General features: G+C 72.3%; 21 protein-coding genes. 11 read left to right on the top strand and 10 right to left on the bottom strand.

Going from position 1 to position 21,684, the window contains the following annotated elements:
• On the top strand, window positions 1-829 hold an 829-nt coding region (locus tag VQ02_RS26950; protein ID WP_048447324.1), incomplete at its 5' end, for an amidase family protein.
• Window positions 830-940: 111 nt separating this feature from the next.
• Here the strand turns inward: VQ02_RS26950 and VQ02_RS26945 are convergent.
• On the bottom strand, window positions 941-1,126 hold the full coding sequence (locus tag VQ02_RS26945; protein WP_048447323.1) for a DUF3606 domain-containing protein: 186 nt from the start codon (window positions 1,124-1,126) through the stop codon (window positions 941-943).
• 234 nt (window positions 1,127-1,360) lie between these two features.
• Between VQ02_RS26945 and VQ02_RS26940 the strand changes: the two genes are divergently transcribed.
• Window positions 1,361-2,428, top strand: a complete 1,068-nt coding sequence (locus tag VQ02_RS26940; RefSeq protein WP_245239872.1) for a type II asparaginase — start codon at window positions 1,361-1,363, stop codon at window positions 2,426-2,428.
• A 64-nt stretch (window positions 2,429-2,492) separates the two neighbouring features.
• On the opposite strand, the gene VQ02_RS26935 is transcribed toward VQ02_RS26940, so the two are convergent.
• The gene (locus tag VQ02_RS26935; RefSeq protein ID WP_048447321.1) at window positions 2,493-2,807 is read right to left on the bottom strand and encodes a hypothetical protein; all 315 of its coding nucleotides are present in this window, start codon (window positions 2,805-2,807) and stop codon (window positions 2,493-2,495) included.
• Between the two features lie 102 nt (window positions 2,808-2,909).
• On the opposite strand from VQ02_RS26935, the gene VQ02_RS26930 reads away from it, so the two are divergent.
• Complete coding sequence (locus tag VQ02_RS26930; protein ID WP_048447320.1) at window positions 2,910-3,812, top strand: GGDEF domain-containing response regulator; 903 nt, start codon at window positions 2,910-2,912, stop codon at window positions 3,810-3,812.
• 304 nt (window positions 3,813-4,116) lie between these two features.
• The gene (locus VQ02_RS26925; protein ID WP_048447319.1) at window positions 4,117-4,779 is read left to right on the top strand and encodes a response regulator transcription factor; all 663 of its coding nucleotides are present in this window, start codon (window positions 4,117-4,119) and stop codon (window positions 4,777-4,779) included.
• A gap of 49 nt (window positions 4,780-4,828) precedes the next feature.
• Here the strand turns inward: VQ02_RS26925 and VQ02_RS26920 are convergent, their stop codons facing one another.
• Window positions 4,829-6,040 carry a DNA topoisomerase IB gene (locus VQ02_RS26920; RefSeq protein ID WP_048447318.1) on the bottom strand — a complete coding sequence of 404 codons (1,212 nt, stop codon included), beginning with the start codon at window positions 6,038-6,040 and terminating at the stop codon, window positions 4,829-4,831.
• Between the two features lie 150 nt (window positions 6,041-6,190).
• On the opposite strand from VQ02_RS26920, the gene VQ02_RS26915 reads away from it, so the two are divergent.
• Window positions 6,191-7,348 carry a glycosyltransferase gene (locus VQ02_RS26915; protein WP_048447317.1) on the top strand — a complete coding sequence of 386 codons (1,158 nt, stop codon included), beginning with the start codon at window positions 6,191-6,193 and terminating at the stop codon, window positions 7,346-7,348.
• Window positions 7,348-7,995: a class I SAM-dependent methyltransferase gene (locus VQ02_RS26910; RefSeq protein ID WP_048447316.1), complete on the top strand. Its 648-nt coding sequence runs from the start codon at window positions 7,348-7,350 to the stop codon at window positions 7,993-7,995. The genes VQ02_RS26915 and VQ02_RS26910 overlap by 1 nt, the downstream gene beginning before the upstream one ends.
• Window positions 7,996-8,034: 39 nt before the next feature.
• On the opposite strand, the gene VQ02_RS26905 is transcribed toward VQ02_RS26910, so the two are convergent.
• The 7 genes from VQ02_RS26905 to VQ02_RS26875 form a co-directional block, all read right to left on the bottom strand.
• Complete coding sequence (locus VQ02_RS26905) at window positions 8,035-8,913, bottom strand: transporter (protein WP_245239870.1); 879 nt, start codon at window positions 8,911-8,913, stop codon at window positions 8,035-8,037.
• Window positions 8,914-9,420: 507 nt separating this feature from the next.
• On the bottom strand, window positions 9,421-10,263 hold the full coding sequence (locus VQ02_RS26900; protein ID WP_048447315.1) for an ABC transporter permease: 843 nt from the start codon (window positions 10,261-10,263) through the stop codon (window positions 9,421-9,423).
• Window positions 10,260-11,177, bottom strand: a complete 918-nt coding sequence (locus VQ02_RS26895; RefSeq protein WP_083469480.1) for an ABC transporter permease — start codon at window positions 11,175-11,177, stop codon at window positions 10,260-10,262. Before VQ02_RS26895 ends, VQ02_RS26900 begins: the two co-directional genes overlap by 4 nt.
• A complete protein-coding gene (locus VQ02_RS26890) occupies window positions 11,174-12,241 on the bottom strand; it encodes an ABC transporter ATP-binding protein (RefSeq protein WP_048447314.1) in 1,068 nt (355 codons plus the stop codon). The genes VQ02_RS26895 and VQ02_RS26890 overlap by 4 nt, the downstream gene beginning before the upstream one ends.
• Before the next feature lie 45 nt (window positions 12,242-12,286).
• Window positions 12,287-13,453: an ABC transporter substrate-binding protein gene (locus VQ02_RS26885; protein ID WP_048447313.1), complete on the bottom strand. Its 1,167-nt coding sequence runs from the start codon at window positions 13,451-13,453 to the stop codon at window positions 12,287-12,289.
• A 257-nt stretch (window positions 13,454-13,710) separates the two neighbouring features.
• The gene (locus VQ02_RS26880) at window positions 13,711-14,538 is read right to left on the bottom strand and encodes a hypothetical protein (protein WP_245239869.1); all 828 of its coding nucleotides are present in this window, start codon (window positions 14,536-14,538) and stop codon (window positions 13,711-13,713) included.
• 53 nt (window positions 14,539-14,591) lie between these two features.
• Entirely contained in the window at window positions 14,592-16,106 is a 1,515-nt protein-coding gene (locus VQ02_RS26875) for a serine hydrolase (RefSeq protein WP_209437072.1), read from the bottom strand.
• Between the two features lie 366 nt (window positions 16,107-16,472).
• Here VQ02_RS26875 and queE point away from each other — a divergent pair, with 366 nt between their 5' ends.
• The 5 genes from queE (at window position 16,473) to dnaN (ending at window position 21,530) form a co-directional block, all read left to right on the top strand.
• Window positions 16,473-17,105, top strand: a complete 633-nt coding sequence (gene queE, locus VQ02_RS26870; protein ID WP_048447311.1) for a 7-carboxy-7-deazaguanine synthase — start codon at window positions 16,473-16,475, stop codon at window positions 17,103-17,105.
• Between the two features lie 101 nt (window positions 17,106-17,206).
• The gene (gene queD, locus VQ02_RS26865) at window positions 17,207-17,563 is read left to right on the top strand and encodes a 6-carboxytetrahydropterin synthase QueD (protein ID WP_048447310.1); all 357 of its coding nucleotides are present in this window, start codon (window positions 17,207-17,209) and stop codon (window positions 17,561-17,563) included.
• A gap of 62 nt (window positions 17,564-17,625) precedes the next feature.
• Window positions 17,626-18,126 carry a nucleotidyltransferase family protein gene (locus VQ02_RS26860; protein ID WP_157080831.1) on the top strand — a complete coding sequence of 167 codons (501 nt, stop codon included), beginning with the start codon at window positions 17,626-17,628 and terminating at the stop codon, window positions 18,124-18,126.
• Window positions 18,127-18,737: 611 nt separating this feature from the next.
• On the top strand, window positions 18,738-20,255 hold the full coding sequence (gene dnaA / locus VQ02_RS26855) for a chromosomal replication initiator protein DnaA (protein ID WP_048447309.1): 1,518 nt from the start codon (window positions 18,738-18,740) through the stop codon (window positions 20,253-20,255).
• Between the two features lie 153 nt (window positions 20,256-20,408).
• Entirely contained in the window at window positions 20,409-21,530 is a 1,122-nt protein-coding gene (gene dnaN / locus VQ02_RS26850; protein ID WP_048447308.1) for a DNA polymerase III subunit beta, read from the top strand.
• Window positions 21,531-21,684: the final 154 nt, after the last annotated feature.

Below are 21,684 nucleotides of genomic sequence, written 5' to 3'. Positions count from 1 at the left end.
CACCGATACCGGCGGCTCGGTCCGGATCCCGGCGGCACTCAACGGCATCGTCGGCTTCAAGCCCACCGCCCGCCGGGTGCCGCTCGCCGGCGCCTTCCCGCTCTCGCCCTCGCTCGATTCGATCGGGCCGCTCGCCCGCAGCGTCGAGGCCTGCGCGGCGGCCGACGCCGTGATGGCGGGCGAGGAATACCGGCCGCTTCAGGCCGCCGCGTTGCGCGACCTGCGCATCGGCGTGCCGCGCGGCCTCCTGTTCACCGAGACCGACCCGATGGTGGCGCAGGCCTTCGAGGCCGCCCTGTCGGCCCTGAGCGCGGCGGGCGCCCGCGTCGGCAACACCGCCTTCGACGACCTTCTGGCCCGCATGGCGGAGGCGACCGCGGCGGGCCCGATCGCCGCGGTCGAGGCTGCGGAGGTCCACGCCGATTGGCTCGATGCCGAGGAGGCGGCCTTCGACCCGCGGGTCCACACCCGCATCAGCCGCGGCCGCACCGTGACGGCGGCGGCCTACATCCGGATGATGCGCACCCGCGCGACGCTGATCGAGGCCGGCGACGAGCGCTTGCGCGCCCTCGACGTGCTGGCGCTGCCGGCGACGGCGATACCCGCGCCCACCATCGCGTCGGTCGCCGAGGACGACGCGGCCTTCGCGCGCACCAACCTGCTGATGCTGCGCAACACCATGGTGGGGAACCTGTTCGACCTCACCGGGATCTCGCTGCCGCTGCCGGGCCAGGGAAAGCCGGTGGGCCTGATGCTCCTCGCCCGCCACGGCCAGGATCGCTGGCTCCTCGAGATCGCCGCCGGCGTCGAGGCGGCCCTGCGGGCGTGAGGGCCGGCGGGGTCGATCCCGGCCCGGCCCGACGGTCCGATCGATCATGCAGAACGAAGAACGCCGCGGACCGGTCACGGCCCGCGGCGCCAACAGGTCACGATCGACGCGTCAAGCCGCCTGGAGGCCGAGATGCGCCGCCACGGTCGAGACGCGGGAGCCGACCATCTTGACGGCCTCCCGCAGCTCCTCCCCGCTGATGCCGAACTGGCCGGCCCAGTAGGCCCGGTCGTCGGGGCAGTGGATGTCGATGTGCTGCGCGAAGCGCGGCTTGAGAACGTCCTGAGCCTGGGACATAGTTTGTTCCCGAATGTCGAGTGTACCAGTATCCGCTGGCGCGGGACGCTCTGCGTCACGTATTCAGAGAACGCCCGACTCTGGGAAAAGTTGCCGGTTCATCACGGGTTCAGCATGGGTCCCGGGACGGTCGCGCTGGCGGGGAGCAGCCAGGCCTGATACCGGGTCGGGTCGTTCGATCGACCCTCGAAAGGCCCGACCATGCGCCGTATCCGTCCCGCCCTCGCGGTCCTGATGCTCGCCACTCTGCCCGTCGCCGGCGCGGCCCAGGCCCGCGAGATGCCGCAGGCGACGACCGCGGCGGCCGCCGCCCGCAAGGCCAACGTGGTGATCCTGGCCACCGGCGGCACCATCGCGGGCGCCGGCGCCGATGCCAGCAACAGCGCCACTTACCAGGCCGCCAAGGTGCCGGTGGACAAGCTGATCGCCGCCGTGCCCTCCTTGGGCGAGCTGGCGAATGTCCGCGGCGAGCAGGTCTTCCAGATCGCCTCCGAGAGCTTCACCAACGCGCAGCTGGTGCAGCTCGGCAAGCGGGTCTCGGCTCTCTTGAAGCAGGACGACGTCGACGGCGTGGTCATCACCCACGGCACCGACACCCTGGAGGAGACGTCTCTGTTCCTCGACCTCGTGGTGAGGAGCGACAAGCCGATCGTGGTCGTCGGCTCGATGCGGCCCTCCACCGCCATCTCGGCCGACGGCGCCCTCAACCTCGTCGACGCGGTCGCCACCGCGGCGAGCCCGGCCGCCCGGGGCAAGGGCGTGCTGGTGACGATGAACGACGAGATCCAGGCCGGCCGCGACGTGACCAAGCGGGTCAACATCAAGCCGAGCGCGTTCTTCAGCCAGTGGGGGCCGCTCGGCATGGTGGTCGAGGGCAAGACCTACTGGTTCCGCGCGCCGGTGAAGCGCCACGGCACCTCGTCCGAGTTCGACATCGACGCGATCGAGACCCTGCCGGAGGTCGCCATCGTGTACGGCTCGGGCAACATGTCTCCCACCGCCTACACCGCCGCCGTGCAGGCCGGGGCCAAGGCGATCGTCCATGCCGGCACCGGCAACGGGTCGGTCGCGGGCTACCTCGTCGACACCCTGAAGGACCTGCGCGCCAAGGGCACGCCGATCATCCGCTCCTCGCGGGTCGGCGACGGCTTCGTGCTGCGCAACGCCGAGCAGCCCGACGACACCTACGACTGGGTGGTGGCCCACGACCTCAACCCGCAGAAGGCCAAGATCCTGGCGGCGGTCGCCCTGACCAAGACCAGCGACACCAAGGAGCTGCAGCGGATCTTCTGGGAGTACTGAGCCGCCCTTGCCGTCGCGCCTCCGCGCCGATGCGGAAGCGTTCGGCGCATCTGCGCCGGGGGCCTCACTCCGCGAGGCCGGCGAACCACGCCGCGTAGGGCGTGTTGCGGGCGAGGTGCCGATTGTAGTCCGGCGCCCCGTCCGTCCACCACGGCGGGCCGCGCTCGCCGAGGCCGTGCTTGGCGGCGTCGACCGCAGCGCGGGCCTCCGCCAGGGCCGGGCCGCCTTCGTCCTTCGCGGCGCGCACCGCCCGGCGGGCCCGCATCAGGTCGTGCACCAGCGCCTCGCGCCGCTCCGGCGACAGGCCCGGATCGCTGCGGCGCCAGAGCCGCCCGCGCACCACGATGTAGCGCCCGTCCGGCGTGACCGGCGGCGTCACCGCGAGCCCCGCGGTCGCGCGCCATGTTTTGAGGCGGCGTTAATCCTTCGGGCGCAACCTTGTCGCGGGAAGCGGGGGTGGGATCTCCTGCCTGGGGGCGCCATGCACATCGTTGTCGTCGATCCGAGCCGGGTGGTGCTCAAGGTCATCAGCGGGCTCCTGACCCCCCGGGGCCACACCGTGGACGCGTTCACGGATTCCCGCGAGGCGCTCGCCTTCGTCACCGACAACGCCTCGGTCACCGCCCTCATCACCAGCCTGGAGGTCCGGCCCCTCGGCGGCCTCGAGCTGTGCTGGTCGGCCCGCCTGCTCGCGGACGCGCACCGGCCGCTCTACATCATCACCATGTCGTCCGCCCGCAACGCCCGCAACCTCGCGGAGGCGCTCGACAGCGGCTCGGACGACTTCATCGACAAGCCGCCGAGCCCCGAGGAGCTCTACGCGCGCCTTCGGGCGGCCGAGCGCATGACCGGAATGCAGCGCGAGCTGATCCGCCTCGCCGAGACCGACGCGCTGACCGGCCTGCTCAACCGCCGCGCCTTCCTGCAGCGCGTCGGCGACGCCACCGACCGGGCTGGCCCCCACGGGCGGCTGTCGATGATCCTGGTCGACATCGATCACTTCAAGAGCATCAACGACCAGCACGGCCACGACGTCGGCGACAACGCCATCCGGGGCGTCGCCCAGGAGCTGCTGACGGAGCCGGGCGGCATCGCCGGGCGCCTCGGGGGCGAGGAATTCGCTCTCGCGCTGCCCGGGCGCGGCCTGGACGAGGCCGAGGCCACAGCGGGGCGGCTGCGGCTGCGCTGCACGCAGCTGCGCTTCAAGGGCCAGCGCGGCCCGGTGCAGCTCACCGCGAGCTTCGGCGTCAGCACCTGGTCGGAGAGCGAGACCGTCGGCGGCCTGCTCAAGCGGGCCGACATCGCGCTCTACGAGGCCAAGACGACCGGGCGCAACCGGGTCGTCTCGGCCGCCACCGACCTGATCCTGGCGCGCGCCGGGTGAGCGCCCGCGCGGTGCCGGCCGGTCCGTCGCGGCCTGCTCCAATGCGGGAAAGTACCGAGTCCCGCGTTCCAAACTGATCCGGGCCGGACGGTGCCGCGCCGCCGCCGCGGTGACCGCTCCGGCCCCGATTTCGCGACATCCTGACGCGGAGTCGGTCTACTTAGGCACTCCTCCCCTCGGCCGCGCCGTCCGGGCACCGGAGATGGCGGCCGCGACGGCGCCGCCCCGTCGAAGTGGAACGGGGCTTGTTCCGAACCCTCCGTAGGCACCGCGCCTGTATCGCGCTGGGACGGAGGCAAGCGGCATGAGTGACGCCGTCAGGGTTCTGATCATCAACGAGCCGTCGGATCTCGGCGCCGCCTTCCGGGCGACGCTGGAACATTCCCCGGCCCTGCGGACGGTCGGGGAGGAGGAGCTGCAGGACTCCGCCACGACTTGCGTCATTCTGGCCTTCGCGCCCGAAATCGGTCCGGCAGCCCTTGCGTCCTTGCGCGAGCGGGCGCCGGGCGCCCGGATCCTGGTGGCCTTCCAGGTCGCCGACGCGGCGGAGATCGGCCGGTTCACGGCGGCGGGCTCCGACGCGTTCGTGGCCCGCTGCGCCCCGCCGCGGGAGATCTGCACCGCGATCCTGTCCCTCGCCCGCGGCCTGCCGCTGCACGAGGGCGACCTGGAGGTCCCAGCCCCCGAGGACGTGGCGGCCGAGAGCCTCGGGCTCACCCCGCGGGAGGCCGAGGTGCTGCGCTTCCTCAGCGCGGGCTTCAGCAACAAGGAGGTCGCCCGCCGCCTCACGGTCAGCGTCCGCACCGTCGAGACCCACCGCCTCAACCTGCGCCGTAAGACCAAGACCGGCCGGCTCAAGGACCTGGTGCAGCTCGCCCGGCAGATCGGCCTGGCGCCGGTGCTCGAGGGCGAGGCCCGGCCGCTGCGGCGCATCAACCACGAGGCTCACCGCGCCGCCTCTCACTGAGGGGCGGCGCGGGAGCAGGCGGCACGGCAGGCCGCCGTCGTGGTCAAGGTCAGGCGGCCCGCCGGGCCGCCGTCTTGCCGGCCCGGGACTTTCCGCCCTTGACCGAGCGTCCCTTCGCCGGCTTTGCCGCCTCGGCGCGCGGCTTCCGTGATGCGGCGTTCGCCTGCTGCTCCGCCCGGGCGAGGCGCCCCTGGAGCAGGCCGAGCACCGCCGTCTCCTCCGGCCGCAGGCGCGCGATCTCGTCGCGCAGGGCCGCCTGGACCTCGTCCTTGACCTGGAGCAGCAGCTCGCCCTCAAGGTAGCAGCCCACGATCTCCGGGTGAATGTAGCACTTGCGGCAGATCGTCGGCGTGTTGCCGAGCCGCTCGGCCACCCGCTCGATCGCCGCCCGCACGTTGCGCTTGGCCACCGCCTCGCTGTCGAAGGCCTCGAACTCGCGCAGGGCCATGGCGGCCAGCACGGTGCCGGACCAGGTGCGGAAGTCCTTCGCGGTGATGTCGCGCCCGGTGATCTCGCGCAGGTAGGCGTTCACGTCGGCCGAGGTCACGTCCCGCTGCACCCCGTCCTCGTCGAGGTACTGAAACAGCTCCTGGCCGGGCAGGTCCTGGCAGGCCTTGACGATCTTCGCCACCCGGCGGTCGTGGATCGCCAGCTCCCAGACCTTGTTGCTCTTGCCCTTGAAGCGGAACTTCAGCTCGCGCCCCTCCACCTTGACGTGCGGGTCGCGCAGGGTGGTGAGGCCGTAGCTCTTGTTCTGCTTGGCGTAGTCGTCGTTGCCGACGCGGATCAGCGTGGTCTCGAGCAGGTGGACGACGGTCGCCAGCACCTTCTCGCGGGGCAGGCCGCGCCGGCCCATATGCTCCTGGACCGTCACGCGGATGCCCGGAAGCGCCTCCGCGAAGGTCATCATGTGGGCGAACTTGGTGCTCTCCCGGGCCTGGCGGAACTCGGGGTGGTAGCGGTATTGCTTGCGGCCGCGGGCGTCTCGCCCGGTGGCCTGGATGTGGCCGTTGGCGTGGCGGCAGATCCAGACGTCGGTATAGGCCGGCGGGATGGCGAGCGCCTTGATCCGCGCCAGGGCGCCCTGGTCCCGCACCCGGGCGCCGCCTGAATCGACGTAGGCGAAGCCGCGCCCGTTTCGCTTGCGGCGGTAGCCCGGCTCCTCGTCGCTGACGTAGCGCAGGCCCGCCTCGCGGGCGGCGTCGCGGGTGTCGACGCGATCCTCGGCGGCACTCTCCGCCATCTCGGGATCCGACAGCATGGGCTCAAGACCTCACGGGGTTCCGGTGGGACTCAACCGGCGCGTGCCCGAACGGGTTCCTGCCCGGCCCGTGCCGGCCCGTTTCCCCGCGACGCCGCCGCCGCCGGGCTGTAGGGAGAGCTTCGACCGGGACGACGCAGGAGAAGCCGGGTGCAGCCACAGGACGCGGCGGGAGGGGGCGAGGCCCGGCGGGCGCACATTGCCTTCGTGGTCACCGAGGACTGGTTCTTCGCCTCGCACTTCCTGCCGATGGCCCGCGCCGCGGTGGCGGCCGGCCATCCGGTCTCGGTCGTGACCCGGGTGCGGGCGCATCGCGAGATCATCGCGGCGACGGGTGCCCGGGTGGTACCGCTCGAGACCGAGCGCTCGAGCCTGAACCCGATGGCGGCGGGCTACGCCGCCGGCCAGCTCGCGGCGATCCTGAAGGCCCTCAAGGCCGACATCGTCCACTGCATCGCGCTGCGCGGCATCCTGGTCGGCGGCGCGGCGGCGGCGCTCGCCGGCATCCCGTCGCGGGTCTACGCGCTGACGGGCCTCGGGCTGATCGGGGCCCGGCCGGACCGGGCCGGTCGCCTCGCCCGCGGCGCCTTGCGCCTCCTGATCCGCGGCCCCCTCGAGACCGGCCGCACCCGCTACCTGTTCGAGAACCCGGACGACGCGAGGCTGCTCGGCCTCGACCCGGCGGAACCCCGGGTCACCGTGGTCGGCGGCGCCGGCATCGACCCGGAGGCGTGGGTGCCACGGCCGCTGCCCCCGCATCCTCCACTGCGGATCGCCCTGACCGCCCGGATGCTGTGGTCGAAGGGGATCGACACCGCGGTGGCCGCCGCGCACCGCGCCCGCCGGGACGGCGCGGCGGTGGAGCTCGCGCTGCACGGCGCCCCCGATCCGTCGAACCGCCGCGCCATCCCGGAGGCGACCCTGCGGGACTGGTCGCGGGACGGCGTCACCTGGCACGGCCCGACCGACGACGTGGCCGGCGCCTTGGCGCGGGCCCACGTCGCCTGCCTGCCCTCGCGCGGCGGCGAGGGCCTGCCGCGGGCGCTGCTCGAGGCCGCCGCCAGCGGCCGGGCGATCCTCACCACCGACGTGCCGGGCTGCCGGTCCCTGGTGCGGAACGGGATCGAGGGCCTGGTGGTGCCGCCGGACGATCCCACGGCGCTCGCCGCCGCGATGGCGCGCCTCGCCGCCGACCCGGACCTCGTCGCCCGGATGGGCGCCGCCGCGCGGGAGCGGGTGCTCGGCGGCGGCTTCACCGAGGCGGCGGTGACCGGGGCGGTCCTGCACCTCTACGCGGACCTCGCCTGATGGAGCCGGTCGCCTTCATCCGCGCCAACACCGCCTTGCGCCCGGTGCCGCACGCCCCGGCGATCCGCCTGCACGTCGCCGACGAGGCCACGGAGCTGTGGGGCCGCACCGAGGAGGAGCTGGGCGCGATCGGCCTGCCGCCGCCCTTCTGGGCCTTCGCCTGGGCCGGCGGCCAGGCGCTGGCCGCCTACGTGCTGGAGCACCCCGAGGCGGTCGCCGGCACGCGGGTGCTCGACTTCGCCTCCGGCTCCGGCCTCGTCGCGATCGCGGCCGCCATGGCCGGCGCGGCCTCCGTCGAGGCGAGCGACCTCGATCCCTTCGCGCTCGCGGCGATCGGCCTCAACGCGACCGAGAACGGCGTCGCGGACCGGATCGCGGCGAGGAGCACCGACCTGATCGGCCGCGACGAGGGCTGGGACTGCGTGCTCGCCGCCGACATCTTCTACGAGCGCGATCTCGCCGCCCGGGTCGGCGACTGGCTCGCCGCATTGCACGGCCGCGGCGCCCGGGTGCTGCTCGGCGATCCCGGCCGGGCCTACCTGCCGAAGGAGCGGCTGGAGAACCTCGCGACCTACGCGGTGCCGGTGACCCGAGCGCTGGAGGATGCCGAGATCAAGCGCACGGGGGTGTGGCGGTTCCGGGGGTGACTGCAGGCGCCGAGCCGCGTCACGCGCCTCCCACCGGCGTCAGTTCTCGTCGCGGCTGACCAGGGTCCGGTTCGGGAGCGCCTCCCGCTGGTCCCGGTAGAGGGGGACGAGGACGCGCATCCAGAAGCGGGTTTCCTCGCCGCCGTAGTTCCGCTGTGCGACGTCGCGGGTGACGAATGCCTGGACGGTGACCGGATTGAACGTGTAGCCGACGAGGGCGCCGACGGCGACCTGGCCCTGCGGGCGGTAGCTCGCGACGCCGGTCGGCAGATCGGTCGAGCCGAAGGCGATCGCGCCGACCTGCCACTGGCCGAAGCGCTTCGTCGCCGTGAGGTCGAGGTTCATGTAATCGTTGGAGAGCACGCCGCTCGGCGAGCGGCTCTCCAGCATCATGCCGTAGTGAAGGTTGGCGGTCAGGTTCCAGCCGTCGGCGGTGTAGCTGATCGCGAAGCGGTGGGCCAGGGACGGCGACTGGATCGCGAAGCGCGTGCCGGTCGTCTGGTAGCCGCCCAGCATGTAGCTCACGCCGACGCCGCCCCCGAGGTCCCGCGCGAGCTGCGCGGCGATGAACTGCTGGCCGAAACCGCCTTCCCATTCCCGGGCTTGCGGGCTGACCGCGGAGATCGGTTGCGTGAAGACGAAGCGCAGCTGCGTCTTGTCGCCCGGCCAGGGGGTCGCCCAGACGAAGGTCGGCTGGTTGGCATTGGCCTGCGAGTCCCGCGGCAGCGTCTCGCGCATGCCGAAGCTCGTCGTCAGGTTGAAGTAGAGCCCGGTCGGAGGCTGGGCGCCCGTGGGCAGGCCGACGGTCACTCCCGGCAGAGCGGCAGAGCGCGCGAAGGCCGGGGATGCTGCCGCGGCCAGGCACGCGCACAGGAGCGCGGCAAGCGCCCTGCGCCGCACGCACGAACGATGCCCCACCCGACGCCTCCCTGCACCTGCTCCTCGCGTGACGGCGGACAGCTTGAACCGGCCGCACCTCCGCGAGGCGGGCCTTCCTCCATCCATTCCCACGACGGGAGATGTTTCGAACTCGATACCAATCGCGCGGCGCGACCGCGGAGACGTGTGGTTAATACCAACGGCCATTGAAAATGACCTTTGGTCCCGTTCTCGAAATTTTCGTCAAGCCTTTGGCTTGATGTCGAAAATTCGAGATGGCTCAATGGCCCGATGCGTCAGCATCCTGGGCCATTGGTATGAGACACGAGAAGCAAGATCGTTGCTTTCGTTACGACATGTTCATGCCACCACCTGCGGAAGGGTGCAACCCTTACCCTGTGGCATGAATGTCATCGGGAGCCTGCTTGATCGCAGCCTCTCGACGACTCCGCCCGCGGCGGCGAAGCCCGATGTCGTGCCGTCTCGGCGCTCCCGATCGGCGAAGCGCCCGGCAGCGGGGACGTGCGCGGCCCGTCGATCAGGCCTTTAATGCGCGCTCGGCTGCTTGGCCCGGGCAACGATCTGGGTCGGGTTGACGAAGCGCAGGGCCACGACGAGCCAGACCAGGGTCACCGCCATGTAGACCACCGCCATGGCGTCGATCGACTGCCCGGCACGCACGCCGGCAGCGAAGACCGCGTAGTAGAGCGCGACCACCAGGGTCTGGCTCGTCGGCCCGGCGACCAGGAAGGTCAGCTCGAACATCGCGATCGTGCGCACCAGCACCAGAAGCAGCGCCGCCAGGATGCCGGGGAGCAGCAGCGGCAGCAGCACCCGCAGGAACAGCTGGCGGGTGCCGGCGCCGAAGACCCGGGCCGCCGCCTCGATGCGCGGGTCGATCTGCTCGATGAACGGGATCATCACCAGCACCACGAAGGGCACGCTCGGCACGAGGTTGGCCAGCACCACGCCCCAGAGCGTGCCGGCGAGGCCCGCCCGGTAGAGAACCGTGGCGAGCGGGATGCCGTAGGTGATCGGCGGCACCAGCAGCGGCAGCAGGAAGGCCAGCATGACCAGCCGCTTGCCCGGGAAGTCGCGGCGCGCGAGCGCATAGGCCGCGGTGACCCCGAGGAGGCCGGAGACGAGCACCACCAGGAACACGACCTGGAGGGTGACGACCAGCACGTCGCCGAGCTGGAACTCGTCCCAGGCCGAGGCGTACCAGCGCGTCGTGAAGCCGAGCGGCAGCCAGGTGCCGAGCCAGCGCGTGGCGAAGGAGTTGAGCACCACCGCGGCGATCATCGCCAGCAGGTTGAGGCAGAACAGCAGCGTGACGGCCCAGACCGCCATCCGCCACAGGCGCGAGCCGGGGCCGGTGTCGCGGATCATCCCTTGGTGCCTCCGACCGGGCCGGTATAGAGGAGCTGACGCGCCCAGAGCACCGCCGCCACGATGGCGAGCTGGACCGCGCCCATGATCATCGCGATCGCCGAGGCGAGCGAGTAGTCGTACTCCTCGAAGGCCGCCTGGTAGGCCGCGATCGAGATCACCCGCGTGGCGCCGGCCGGCGCGCCGAGGAGCACCGCGGAGGGGAAGACCGAGAAGGCCTGGACGAAGGACAGGCAGAAGGTCACGGCGAGGCCGGGCAGGACCAGCGGCAGGATCACCCGCGTGAAGCGCTGCCAGGCGTTGGCCCCGTGGGTCGCGGCCGCCTGCTCCAGAGCCGGATCGATGCCGGTGACCGAGGACAGTGTCAGAAGGAACGCGAACGGGAAGCCGGTGATCAGCAGCGAGGCGAAGACGCCCCAGTAGTTGTTGGTGAGCTTGAACGGGCCCGCGATCACGCCGAGCCAGACGAGCGTGCGGTTGAACCAGCCCTGCGGCCCGAGGAAGTTCAGGAGGCCCTCCGCCACCAGCACCGTGCCGAGCGTGATCGGCAGGACCAGGATCGTGGTGAGGAGGCGCTGACGGCGCATCAGCCGTACGCGCAGCGCGATCGGCACCGCGAGCGCGAGGTTGAGCACCGTGACGGGCAGCGCGAGCCGTAAGGTCGCACCGATCGTGTCGTACAGGAACGGGTCGGAGAAGAAGCGGGCGTAGTTCGCCCACCAGGCGCCGGCCTTCGGCTGCAGCGACAGCACCAGCCCGTAGGCGAAGGGATAGACGAACAGGCCGAGGATCGCCAGCAGGGCCGGCAGCACCAGGAGCGTGGTGCCGTCGAGGCCGCGGGCGGCGAGGCGCACCGCGAGCGGCGGCGCCTCCGCGGCCGGGCCGGGCGTCGCGGAGGGCGAGGCCGGCCTCACGCCGCCTCGCCGGGGAAGACCAGGACGCGCGGCGCGGCGGCGGCGAGGCGCAGAGCCTCGTCCTGCGCCACCATCCGGTCGGAGCGGAAGAACAGCTCGGTCCCGTCCGGCGCGACCGCGGTGCCGAAGAAGGCCCGGCCGCGATACTCGACGCTCGCGACCCGGGCCGGCAGGCCGTCGGAGGCGGGCGTCAGATCCTCCGGGCGGATCGCCGCGACGGCGGGGGCGCCAGGGCTCACCATCTCCCGCAGGGTGCCGGCAAGGCGGGCGCCGCAGACCTCGACCTCGGCCCGCTCGCCGCTCACCGCGACGGCCGTGCCGCGCAGGCGGTTGCGGAAGCCCATGAAGTCGGCAACGTCCGGGTGGGCGGGCCGCTCGTAGAGGTCCTCCGGCGTGCCGACCTGGCGGATGCGCCCGTCGCGCATCACCACGACGCGGTCGGCCATCGACAGGGCCTCGTCCTGGTCGTGGGTGACGTAGATCGTGGTCGAGCCGATGGCGTCGTGGATGCGACGGATCTCGGCCCGCATCTCGAGGCGCAGCTTGGCGTCGAGGTTCGACAGCGGCTCGTCCATCAGCACCACCGGCGGCTCGATCACGATCGCCCGGGCGATGGCGACGCGCTGCTGCTGACCGCCGGACATCTGGCCCGGCAGCTTCGCCGCCTGGGATTGCAGCCGCACGAGCGCCAGGGCGTCGTCGACCCGGCGCGCGGCCTCGGCGCCCTTGATGCCCCGCATGGCGAGGCCGAAGCCGACGTTCCTCGCCACGTTCATGTGCGGAAAGAGCGCGTAGCTCTGGAAGACCATGCCGAAGCCGCGCTCCTCGGGCTTGAGCCGGTCGATGCGGCGCTCGCCGAGGTGGATCGAACCGCCGGTGAGCGGCAGGAGCCCGGCGATGCAGTTGAGCGCCGTCGACTTGCCGCAGCCGGACGGCCCGAGGAGGGCGACGAACTCCCCTCCCCGGATGGTCAGGTCGAGCCCGTCGAGGGCGGTCACCGCGCCGAACCGGCGGCTCAGGCCGCTCAGGCGCAGGTCCTGCGGCGCCTCGTGATGGCGTGCCATCCGTTCCCTCTCCTGCCGCGAGGCCGCTTTCGGGCTCTTCCGCGCCTACCGCTTCTTGCCGGAGCCGACCTGCTCGTCCCAGCGGCGGAACGCCACCACCAGCTTGTCGGGATCGAGGGGCATCTCGATCGGGTGCTCGGCGATCATCCGGTCGTATTCCGGCCGGCCGAATTCCTTGAGCGCCGCGCGGCTCTCCGGCGGGGCCATGTCGAGGGTGACGCCCTTCACGGCGGGGCCGGGATAGAAGTAGCCCTCGTCGTAGGTGTAGGCCTGCTGGGCCGGCTGGAGCAGGAAGGCCATCAGGTCGAGGAGGACAGCGAGCTTCTCGTCGGGCACGCCCTTCGGCACCGCCATGTAGTGGGCGTCCGCGACCCAGCGGAAATTCTTGAGCGTGCCGACCTTGGCCTCCGCCGGGACGACGCCGAGCACCCGCGGGTTGATGTCCCAGCCGGTGGTCGAGACGATGATGTCGCGGCTGCCCTCGCCGAGCTCCTTCATCGTCTGCGACGTGCCGCCCGGGTAGTAGTCGACCGTCTCGCCGATCGCCCGCAGGTACTCCCAGGTCTTGTCCCAGCCCTTGGCCGGATCGGTCGGGTCGCTGTCGCCGAGGATGTAGGGCAGGCCCATGATCCAGGTGCGGCCGGGACCCGAATTCGCCGGGCGGGCATACATGAACCTGCCCTTGTTCTGGCGCGCCCAGGCCAGAAGCTCCTCGGCCGTGGCCGGCACCGTCTTCACCCGCTCGGGCATGTACTCGATCAGGGGCCCTGACGGGTACCAGGCGACGCACAGGCCCTGGTCCTGCGCCAGGCCGTTCAGCCGGAGCGCGGCGGGCTGGTAGATCTCGGCGGGTTTCGGCAGTTGCCCGGCATGGGGCTTCAGGTCGACCCAGAGCTTCTGCTCGATGCCGGCCGCGATGCCGTCGGTGCCGGTCAGCACGAGGTCGATGTCGACCCGGCCGGCGGCCTGCTGCGCCTTGAGCTTCGAGGGCAATTCCGGCGCCGGCGCCTTGGTGAAGGCGAAGCGCGACACGATGCCGGGCCGGGCCCGGCGATAGGCCTCGATCGCCTTCTGGGTGAGGGCGAGGTTGCCCGCGACGTCGACCACCGTGACGACGACGGGGGATTTCGGCAGGGCCAGCTCGGCCCGGGCCCGGCCGCCGAGGGCGAGGCCCGCCCCGGCCGCGAGCGCGAAGCGGCGTGTGATCGTCATGTCTCCCCCCATTCCCCCGCCCGCAGGTGGTGCGGGCTCTCGTCGGGCTCTGCCGGCCCTTCGACGATGACGAGCCGGGCCGCCGTCGCGGCGGGTCGTCCTGCATCGTCGCAGCATTGGTGCACTGATATTTCAGAACGTCAAGCCGACTGTTGCGGCAGGGCATGGTGGCTGCCGCCGATAGTCTCGCCTGCCGCCACGCGTCTCCCGCCTCCCGCGGACGAGAGCCGCCAGGCGTGACGGTCGCTGCGCGGGCATCAGGCTGAGCGAGGAAGGCGAGCCGCTCCGGCCGTGAGAGGCACCCGCGCCAGCACCCCGCCATCCAGCACGAGGTCGTCGTGCGCCCAGAGCAGCCACAGCGCGTCGAGCGTGAGGCGCAGGATCGGCCGGTCCCGCCACCGCGCGATCAACGCCGCCAGGGCGGCGGCCTCCGGCGGGTCGAGATCGTCCGTGAGGTTGTGCAGGCCGACGACGTAGAGGCCCGTCGGCGGCCGGCCCATGATCCGCTGGACCTCGGACAGGATGTCGGTTCCGTCCCGGGCCTCGGGATAGACCGGCAGGTAGAGCCGGCCGACATTGACGGCGCCCGAGAACAGGCCGCGCAGCTCGACCGTGACCGGGCCGAGGGCGGCGAGCGCCGCCTCCTGCTCGGGCGCGAGGGCCGGGACCGCGTCGGGTCCGCTCGCCAGGGAGCCGCACAGGGTCGCGTGCAGGCGCTCCGCGCGCCGCGTGGCGACGTCCCAGGCGATCTTTCCCGCGAAGCGCGCGGCGCGCAGCTCCCGGTCCAGCTCGGCATAGGCCTCGGAGGCGAGCAGGCGCGCGTGCGGCACCGGCAGCACCAGGGAGACGATCCGGGGATGGCGCCCCCGCGCGTCGTACCAGCCCTCCCGGCACGGGATCACGCCCGGGTGGTCGGGTGCGACCAGGGGCAGGTGCGCGCGGCGATAGGCCTCGTCGAGGGCGAGGCCCTCCCCCGGCACGAAGCGGGTCAGGCTGCGCCGATACGACAGGGCGTCGTCCGTGCAGAAGGCCGGCGCAGCGGGGCCATCCACCGGCTCAGGGTCTGCCACACGCCCCCCGGTCACCGACGCCGCTCGTCGCGGCGGCCATCACGCAGCGGGAGTGCGGCGAGGTGCACTCAGTCGTCCTTCTTGCGCGAGGCCGACTTGACCGCGGGCTTCGCGGGCTCCCGGACCTCGGCCTTCTTCGCCGGCTTGGCGGCCGGCTTCGGCGCGGGCTTGGCCGCGGCCTTGGCGCCCTTCGGCTCGGCGATCACAGCGGTGGCCGGGCCGGTGGAGGCGAAGGCCGAGGCGGCGGCCGGGGTCGCGGCCTTCTGGCGGGCCAGCAGCTTCGGCTGCGGCACGGTGGCGCCGGTGGCCGCGATGCTGCGGCTCGGCGCGGGCTTGTGCGGCGCGGGCTTCTGCGTTGCGGGCTTGGCCACCTTCACCCGCGGGTTCGCCTTCGGGGCGGGTGCCTCGTCGGTCGCCGCGACGGCGCTCTCGGCCGGATCGCGGCCGGTCCAGACCAGCACCGGCTGCAGCGGCGCGCGGGGCGGCAGGGCGCGGTTGCGCAACGCCGCGCTGTTCATCGCGGCGAAGGCGAGGGCCGAGGAGGGCGGCGCGCCGGCGGCCATCAGCTGCGCGTTGGCGTTGTCGGCATTGCCGCCGGCGGCGGCCGCGCTCGCCGTCACGGCGGAGGAATCGGAATCCGTCGGCATCGGCCGGCGCTTGTCGCAGATGTAGGGCCGCATGTCCGGCGGGCTCGCATTGGCCGAGGCCGGCAGTTCGGTCAGCGTCTGGCCGCCCCAGCCGAAGGTCGACTGGCCGAAGCCGTAATCGAACAGGTCGGCGGCCTTCAGGTCGCGCTCGCGGGCGCTCGCCTGCCCCATCACCACCGTGATGATGCGCCGCCCGTTGCGGTTGGCGCTCGCCACCACGTTGAAGCCGCCCGAGCAGATGAAGCCGGTCTTCATGCCGTCGACGCCGGCGTAGCGCCCGAGCAGGCCGTTGTGGTTCGGCATCACGGCGCGGCCGAACTGGATCGCCGAGATCGAGAACAGGTCGCGGTTCTCGGGGAAGTCGCGCAGCAGCGCCCGGCCGAGGACCGCCATGTCCCGGGCCGAGGTCCATTGCCGCGGGTCGGGCAGGCCGTTGGGGTTGGTCCAGCGGCTCTCGCGCATGCCGAGGCGCTGCGCGGTCTCGTTCATCAGGGCGGCGAAGCCCTCGATCGAGCCGCCGAGATTCTCGCCGATCGCCCAGGCGACGTCGTTGGCCGACTTCACCATGATGATCTTGAGGGCGTTGTCGAGGGTGAGCTGGGTGCCGGGCTTGAAGCCCATCTTGGAGGGCGGCTCGGCCGCGGCGGCCTCCGAGATGGTCAGGAGCTGGTCCATCGAGGCGCGGCCCTGGCGCACCATGTCGAGGGCGACGTAGGTCGTCATCAGCTTGGTGACCGAGGCCGGGTACCAGGGGTCGGTGGCACCCTGGCTGTAGATGACCTTGCCGGAATCGACGTCGACGACCAGCATCGGTGCGGTGACCGCCCCCGCCATTCCGGCGGCCAGGGTTCCGGCAGCGAAGGTTCCGGCAGCCACGAGGGCGCCGAGGCCGGTCAGGCGTCCGGCGAGGCGCGGCAGCAGCGCACGTGTCAACATTCGGATGAATTCCCGTCGTGCCGGTGCCGCCCCGCGGCGCCTCCCGCGACCGTCCGGCTCCTCAGCTGAGCCGTCCTGTCGCGCCGCCCCGGGCACCGCACGGCGGACCGGCCGTGATTGTAGGGCAACGGCGACGCTTTTGACAGCACCGCGCGACACCGCCATGAACGCACCATCCGTGGCGGGAGCATGGCGAGGCGGCCTTCCCCCGTCCGCCCACAGGCCCGTCCACATGCGCGTGGCGGGCCTGCGCCGGGTGCGCTTGCCGGCGCGGCCCCCATCTGACACGGCAGGACGCGCGTCCACATCACCACAGAGCAAAGCGCGCGGCGGTCCCCGGGGCCGCGGCGCCCGAAGACCGGTATCATGAGCTACGCCGTCAAGGAGATCTTCCACACCCTCCAGGGCGAGGGCGCCCAGGCCGGGCGCGCCTCGGTGTTCTGCCGCTTCGCCGGCTGCAACCTGTGGAGCGGGCGCGAGGCCGACCGCGCGCAGGCCGTCTGCCGCTTCTGCGACACCGACTTCGTCGGCACCGACGGCACCGGCGGCGGCCGCTTCGCCGACGCGGAGGCCCTGGCCGAGGCGATCGCGGCCTGCTGGGGCGAGGCCCGCGGGCGGCGCTACGTGGTGTTCACCGGCGGCGAGCCCCTGCTCCAGCTCGACGCTCCCCTCCTCGCCGCCGTGCGGGCGCGGGGCTTCGAGGCGGCGGTCGAGACCAACGGCACCCAGGAGCCGCCGGAGGGGATCGACTGGGTCTGCGTCAGCCCCAAGGCCGGCGCACCCCTGCGGCTCACCCGCGGCGACGAGCTGAAGCTCGTCTATCCCCAGGCCGGCCTCGACCCGGACGCCCTGGCCGAGCTCGATTTCCGCCACCTCTGGCTGCAGCCGATGGACGGCCCCGACCGGATCGCCAACACGCAGGCCGCGGTGGCCCACTGCCTGCGGGACGCCCGCTGGCGCCTGAGCCTGCAGACCCACAAGCTGATCGGGATTCCCTGACGCGCAAGGGTCCTCGCGCGAGGGTTCGCCGGCCGGACCATCGGTGCTAAGGGGCTTCCCACAACCCCCGCAATCCCCGCGAACCTGTTCCCACGACCCCGATGAAGATCACCCAGGCCTTCACGTTCGAGGCGGCCCACCGGCTGCCGAACGTGCCCCCGACCCACCGCTGCCACCGCATGCACGGCCATTCCTACCGGGTGGAGCTGACCCTCGACGGGCCGGTCGATCCGGCGACCGGCTGGGTGGTCGACTTCTTCGACGTCGAGAGCGCCTTCGCGCCGGTGCTCGCGCGCCTCGACCATTACTGCCTCAACGAAGTGCCGGGCCTCGAGAACCCGACCGCCGAGCACATCGCGGTCTGGATCTGGGAGAAGACCCGGCCGGCCCTGCCGCTCCTCGCCTCCGTGAAGGTGTTCGAGACGCCGATGTCCTGGGCGGAGTACACCGGCGTGTGAGCCCTGAGGAGGCGGAACGCCGGCGCCGCCTCCGAGGGATCGTCCGGGCCGACCCGGACCTGATGACACTGCTGACGGCTGCCCGGCGCCTCGCCCTGCCGCAATGGCGCCTCGTCGGCGGCTGCCTCTACCAGACGGTCTGGAACGCCCTGACCGGCCGGCCGCGCGGGCACGGGATCCGCGACTACGACCTGATCTACTTCGATGGCGCCGACCTATCCTGGGCGGCCGAGGACGCGGTGCTGCGGCGGGCCGCGCGGGTCCTCGCTCCTTGCGTCGGCCCGGCCGAGATCCGCAACCAGGCCCGGGTCCATCTCTGGTTCGAACCCCGTTTCGGCTCCCCCTACCCGCCCCTGTCCGATGCCGACGCGTCCCTGGCCCGCTACGTCGCGGTGGCCCATGCCGTCGGCGTGCGGCTCGAGCCCGACGACAGCCTGACGGTCGCCGCGCCGTTCGGCCTCGCCGACCTGTTCGGGCTGGTGCTGCGTCCCAACCCGGCCGCCGCCGACCGGGCGACCTACGAGGCCAGGCCCAGCGGATGCACGCCCTGTGGCCCGAGCTGACGGTGCGGCCATGGCCTGGAGCGGCGGACGCCCCCGTCAAGTGCGCGGACGACACGCCTGCGGTTTCCACCGGGCTGTCCCCCGGGCCCTCCCCGTTCTCGACAAGCCGTTGAGCCCGCACGGATCTTCCGGACGCCGCAGCGACGCTTCAACGAAACGGTCACGATTCCAAGATGTTGCCGCCGGACAGGCTGTGGACCGGGCGTGGGCGATCTCCTGGTGTAACGATCGGTTCACCCTGCCGCCGATCGTTCCTGTTGCGAAGCTTCACCAGGGCAGCATAGCTTTCCCTTGCCCGCCGCTCGCGCGGGCCTCGTCCCGCCCTCGACGGACCAACCGGACCCGCGCCCCGGCGCGGACGGCGTGGGCGATGCCGTGGCGCGGCCGCCAACCCACGGTGCCGCCTCACGGATTTCGAGGGATCGGGCCTTTAAGAGAAACGAGACCAGTTGTTGATAGACCGGGGCGAACCACGGGAAAAAGGCCCGGGAGGTGTTGACTTCCGGACCTTCGACCCGGCCGCCCGGCCTCCGTCCGGGGTCGCGGCGGCAAGCGTATCTGCGTACGGAACGGAAGCGGGCAGCCGCCGCCGGGCCGAGAAGGGACCAGTCATGCGTGTGGATGGCGGCTTGGCGGCGGGACTCGGATCCGGCCGGGGCGGCAACGGCGACGACGGCCGGAGCAACGGCGAGATCGCGGCGGCCGAGATGACGGGGGCTTGGCAGCGGGTGAAGCGCCGTCTGCGGGCGGAGCTCGGGGAGGACGTGTTCGCGAGCTGGTTCGCCCGGCTCGAGCTGCAGGACGTCTCGGGCGGCGTCGCCCGGCTGACGGTGCCGACCCGGTTCCTGAAGAGCTGGATCGAATCGCACTACCTCGACCGGGTGCTGGCCACCTTCCGCAGCGAGGCGGACGGGATCGAGAGCCTCGAGGTCGGGGTCCGCGGCGCGATGGCGCCGGCCCGGCCCGGCGTGGCCGCATCGGTCAAGCCCGTCCCGGCCCCGCGGCCGGCGACCCCGGCGGGACAGGTCGCGGAGCTGCCGGAGCCCGAGCGTGCCGGGCGCGCCGGGGCCGGCGCGCCGGAGGGCGACCTCGGCGGCGCCCCGCTCGACCCGCGCCTGACCTTCGAGAGCTTCGTGGTCGGCCGCTCGAACGCCCTGGCGCACGCCGCCGCCGAGCGGGTCGCCCGGCACGATGGCGGTCCGGCCCTCTACAACCCGCTCTACTTCCACGCCGGCGTCGGCCTCGGCAAGACGCACCTGCTGCACGGCATCGGCCACGCCGTGAAGATGGCGGGCCGGCGGGTGATCTACCTCACCGCCGACCGGTTCATGTACGGCTTCGTCAACGCCCTGAAGACTCAGAGCGCGCTGGCCTTCAAGGAGAAGCTGCGGGCGATCGACGTCCTGATCCTCGACGACGTGCAGTTCATCCAGGGCCGCTCGATCCAGGCCGAGTTCGGCCACACCCTCAATGCCCTGATCGATGCCGGGCGCCAGGTGGTGGTGGCGGCCGACCGTCCGCCGACGGAGCTGGAGGCCCTCGACGAGCGCGTGCGCTCGCGCCTGGCCGGCGGCCTCGTCGTCGAGATCGGCACCCTCGACGAGGCCCTGCGCGCCTCGATCCTGCAGTCGCGCCTGGAGGCCGTGCGGGCGACCCACCCGGCCTTCGAGGTCGGCCCCGCCGTCGCCGAGTACGTCGCCAAGGCGATCACCGCCAACGGCCGCGACCTCGAGGGCGCCGTCAACCGGCTGCTGGCCCACGCGACGCTCACCGGCGCCCCCGTCACCCTCGACACCGCCGAGACGGCGATCCGCGACCTCGTGAAGAACCGCGAGCCGAAGCGGGTGAAGATCGAGGACATCCAGAAGCTGGTGGCGAGCCGCTACAACGTCTCGCGCTCCGACATCCTCTCCGAGCGCCGCACCGCCGCGGTGGTCAAGCCGCGGCAGATCGCGATGTACCTCTCGAAGGTGCTGACGCTCCGCTCCCTGCCGGAGATCGGCCGGCGCTTCGGCGGGCGCGACCACACCACGGTGCTGCACGCGGTGCGCAAGATCGAGAAGGCGATCGGCGAGGACACGGCGCTCTGCGACGAGGTCGAGCTCCTCAAGCGCATGCTCCAGGACTGAGGTCCTGCGGGGGAGGCTCGTGGACGAGCCCTCCCCCGCCGGCTTGCCTTCGGGGAGCGCCTTCGCCAAAGTTCCGCTCCCGTGCTGCGCACGGGGCAACGGTTGCGGTTGCCGGCCTTGCGTGGTCGGTCGTTTGAGACACGGATCACCCTGATGAAAGTCACCGTCGAGCGCGCGGCCCTTCTTCGGTCGCTCGGCCACGTGCACCGCGTCGTGGAGCGGCGCAACACGATTCCGATCCTGTCGAACGTGCTGCTGCGCTCCGGGCCGGACGGCCTCCAGCTGAAAGCCACCGACCTCGACATCGAGGTGACCGAGACCATCCCCGCCGACGTGGTCGACGGCGGCGCCATCACGGTGCCGGCCCACGTCATCTACGACATCGTCCGCAAGCTGCCGGACGGCGCCCAGGTCTCGCTCGAGACCAGCGGCGAGACCGGCCAGATGCTGATCCGCTCCGGCCGCTCGCGCTTCACCCTTGGCGCCCTGCCGGAGGCCGACTTCCCGGACCTCGCCGCCGGCGAGCTGCCGCACCGCTTCGAGCTGCCGGCCGCCGACCTGAAGCGCCTGATCGACAAGACCCAGTTCGCGATCTCCACCGAGGAGACGCGCTACTACCTCAACGGCATCTTCTTCCACACCATCGAGGCCGAGGGCTCGCTCAAGCTGCGGGCGGTCGCCACCGACGGCCATCGCCTCGCCCGCGTCCAGACCGAAGCACCCGAGGGCAGCGCCGGCATGCCGGGCATCATCGTGCCCCGCAAGGCCGTGGCCGAGATCCAGAAGCTCGTCGAGGACGGCGGCGAGACCGTCGGCGTCGAGATCTCGTCGGCCAAGGTGCGGTTCAGCTTCTCGTCGGGCGTCACCCTGATCTCGAAGCTCATCGACGGCACCTTCCCGGACTACCAGCGCGTCATCCCGACCGGCAACGACAAGCGCCTGACGGTCGAGCGCGACCAGTTCGCCAAGGCGGTCGACCGCGTCTCGACGATCTCGTCGGAGCGCGGCCGGGCGGTGAAGCTCGCGATGAGCGACGGGCGCCTCTCACTCTCGGTCAACAACCCGGATTCGGGCAGCGCGACCGAGGAGCTCGACGTCGACTACGAGGCCGGCCCCCTCGATATCGGATTCAACGCCCGCTACCTCCTCGACATCACGGCCCAGCTCGACGGCGACACCGCCCTGTTCCGCCTCGCCGATCCGGGCTCGCCGACGGTGATCCAGGACCGCGAGGGCGCGCCGGCGCTCTACGTGCTGATGCCGATGCGGGTGTGAGAATACGCGTTCGGCGGAAGTCGCGCGCCTTCACCCAAGTCACCTGCTCCAAGCATAGTCGATCGCCTCGACACCACTCTGCGTCATCCCGGGGCCGCGCAGCGGAGCCCGGGATCCAGAAACGCCGGTGGCGCAGGAGGAGGCGGAGCGCCTC

The organism is Methylobacterium variabile (assembly GCF_001043975.1).
Lineage (GTDB): Bacteria > Pseudomonadota > Alphaproteobacteria > Rhizobiales > Beijerinckiaceae > Methylobacterium > Methylobacterium variabile.
This window is presented reverse-complemented; position numbering and strand designations above follow the sequence as displayed.

Coding starts and splice junctions, on each gene's coding strand:
- VQ02_RS26945 (WP_048447323.1), bottom strand. CDS start 1,126: ATGTCCCAGGCTCAGGACGTTCTCAAGCCGCGCTTCGCGCAGCACATC.
- VQ02_RS26940 (WP_245239872.1), top strand. CDS start 1,361: ATGCTCGCCACTCTGCCCGTCGCCGGCGCGGCCCAGGCCCGCGAGATG.
- VQ02_RS26930 (WP_048447320.1), top strand. CDS start 2,910: ATGCACATCGTTGTCGTCGATCCGAGCCGGGTGGTGCTCAAGGTCATC.
- VQ02_RS26925 (WP_048447319.1), top strand. CDS start 4,117: ATGAGTGACGCCGTCAGGGTTCTGATCATCAACGAGCCGTCGGATCTC.
- VQ02_RS26920 (WP_048447318.1), bottom strand. CDS start 6,040: ATGCTGTCGGATCCCGAGATGGCGGAGAGTGCCGCCGAGGATCGCGTC.
- VQ02_RS26910 (WP_048447316.1), top strand. CDS start 7,348: ATGGAGCCGGTCGCCTTCATCCGCGCCAACACCGCCTTGCGCCCGGTG.
- VQ02_RS26900 (WP_048447315.1), bottom strand. CDS start 10,263: ATGATCCGCGACACCGGCCCCGGCTCGCGCCTGTGGCGGATGGCGGTC.
- VQ02_RS26890 (WP_048447314.1), bottom strand. CDS start 12,241: ATGGCACGCCATCACGAGGCGCCGCAGGACCTGCGCCTGAGCGGCCTG.
- VQ02_RS26885 (WP_048447313.1), bottom strand. CDS start 13,453: ATGACGATCACACGCCGCTTCGCGCTCGCGGCCGGGGCGGGCCTCGCC.
- VQ02_RS26875 (WP_209437072.1), bottom strand. CDS start 16,106: ATGTTGACACGTGCGCTGCTGCCGCGCCTCGCCGGACGCCTGACCGGC.
- queE (WP_048447311.1), top strand. CDS start 16,473: ATGAGCTACGCCGTCAAGGAGATCTTCCACACCCTCCAGGGCGAGGGC.
- queD (WP_048447310.1), top strand. CDS start 17,207: ATGAAGATCACCCAGGCCTTCACGTTCGAGGCGGCCCACCGGCTGCCG.
- VQ02_RS26860 (WP_157080831.1), top strand. CDS start 17,626: ATGACACTGCTGACGGCTGCCCGGCGCCTCGCCCTGCCGCAATGGCGC.
- dnaA (WP_048447309.1), top strand. CDS start 18,738: ATGCGTGTGGATGGCGGCTTGGCGGCGGGACTCGGATCCGGCCGGGGC.
- dnaN (WP_048447308.1), top strand. CDS start 20,409: ATGAAAGTCACCGTCGAGCGCGCGGCCCTTCTTCGGTCGCTCGGCCAC.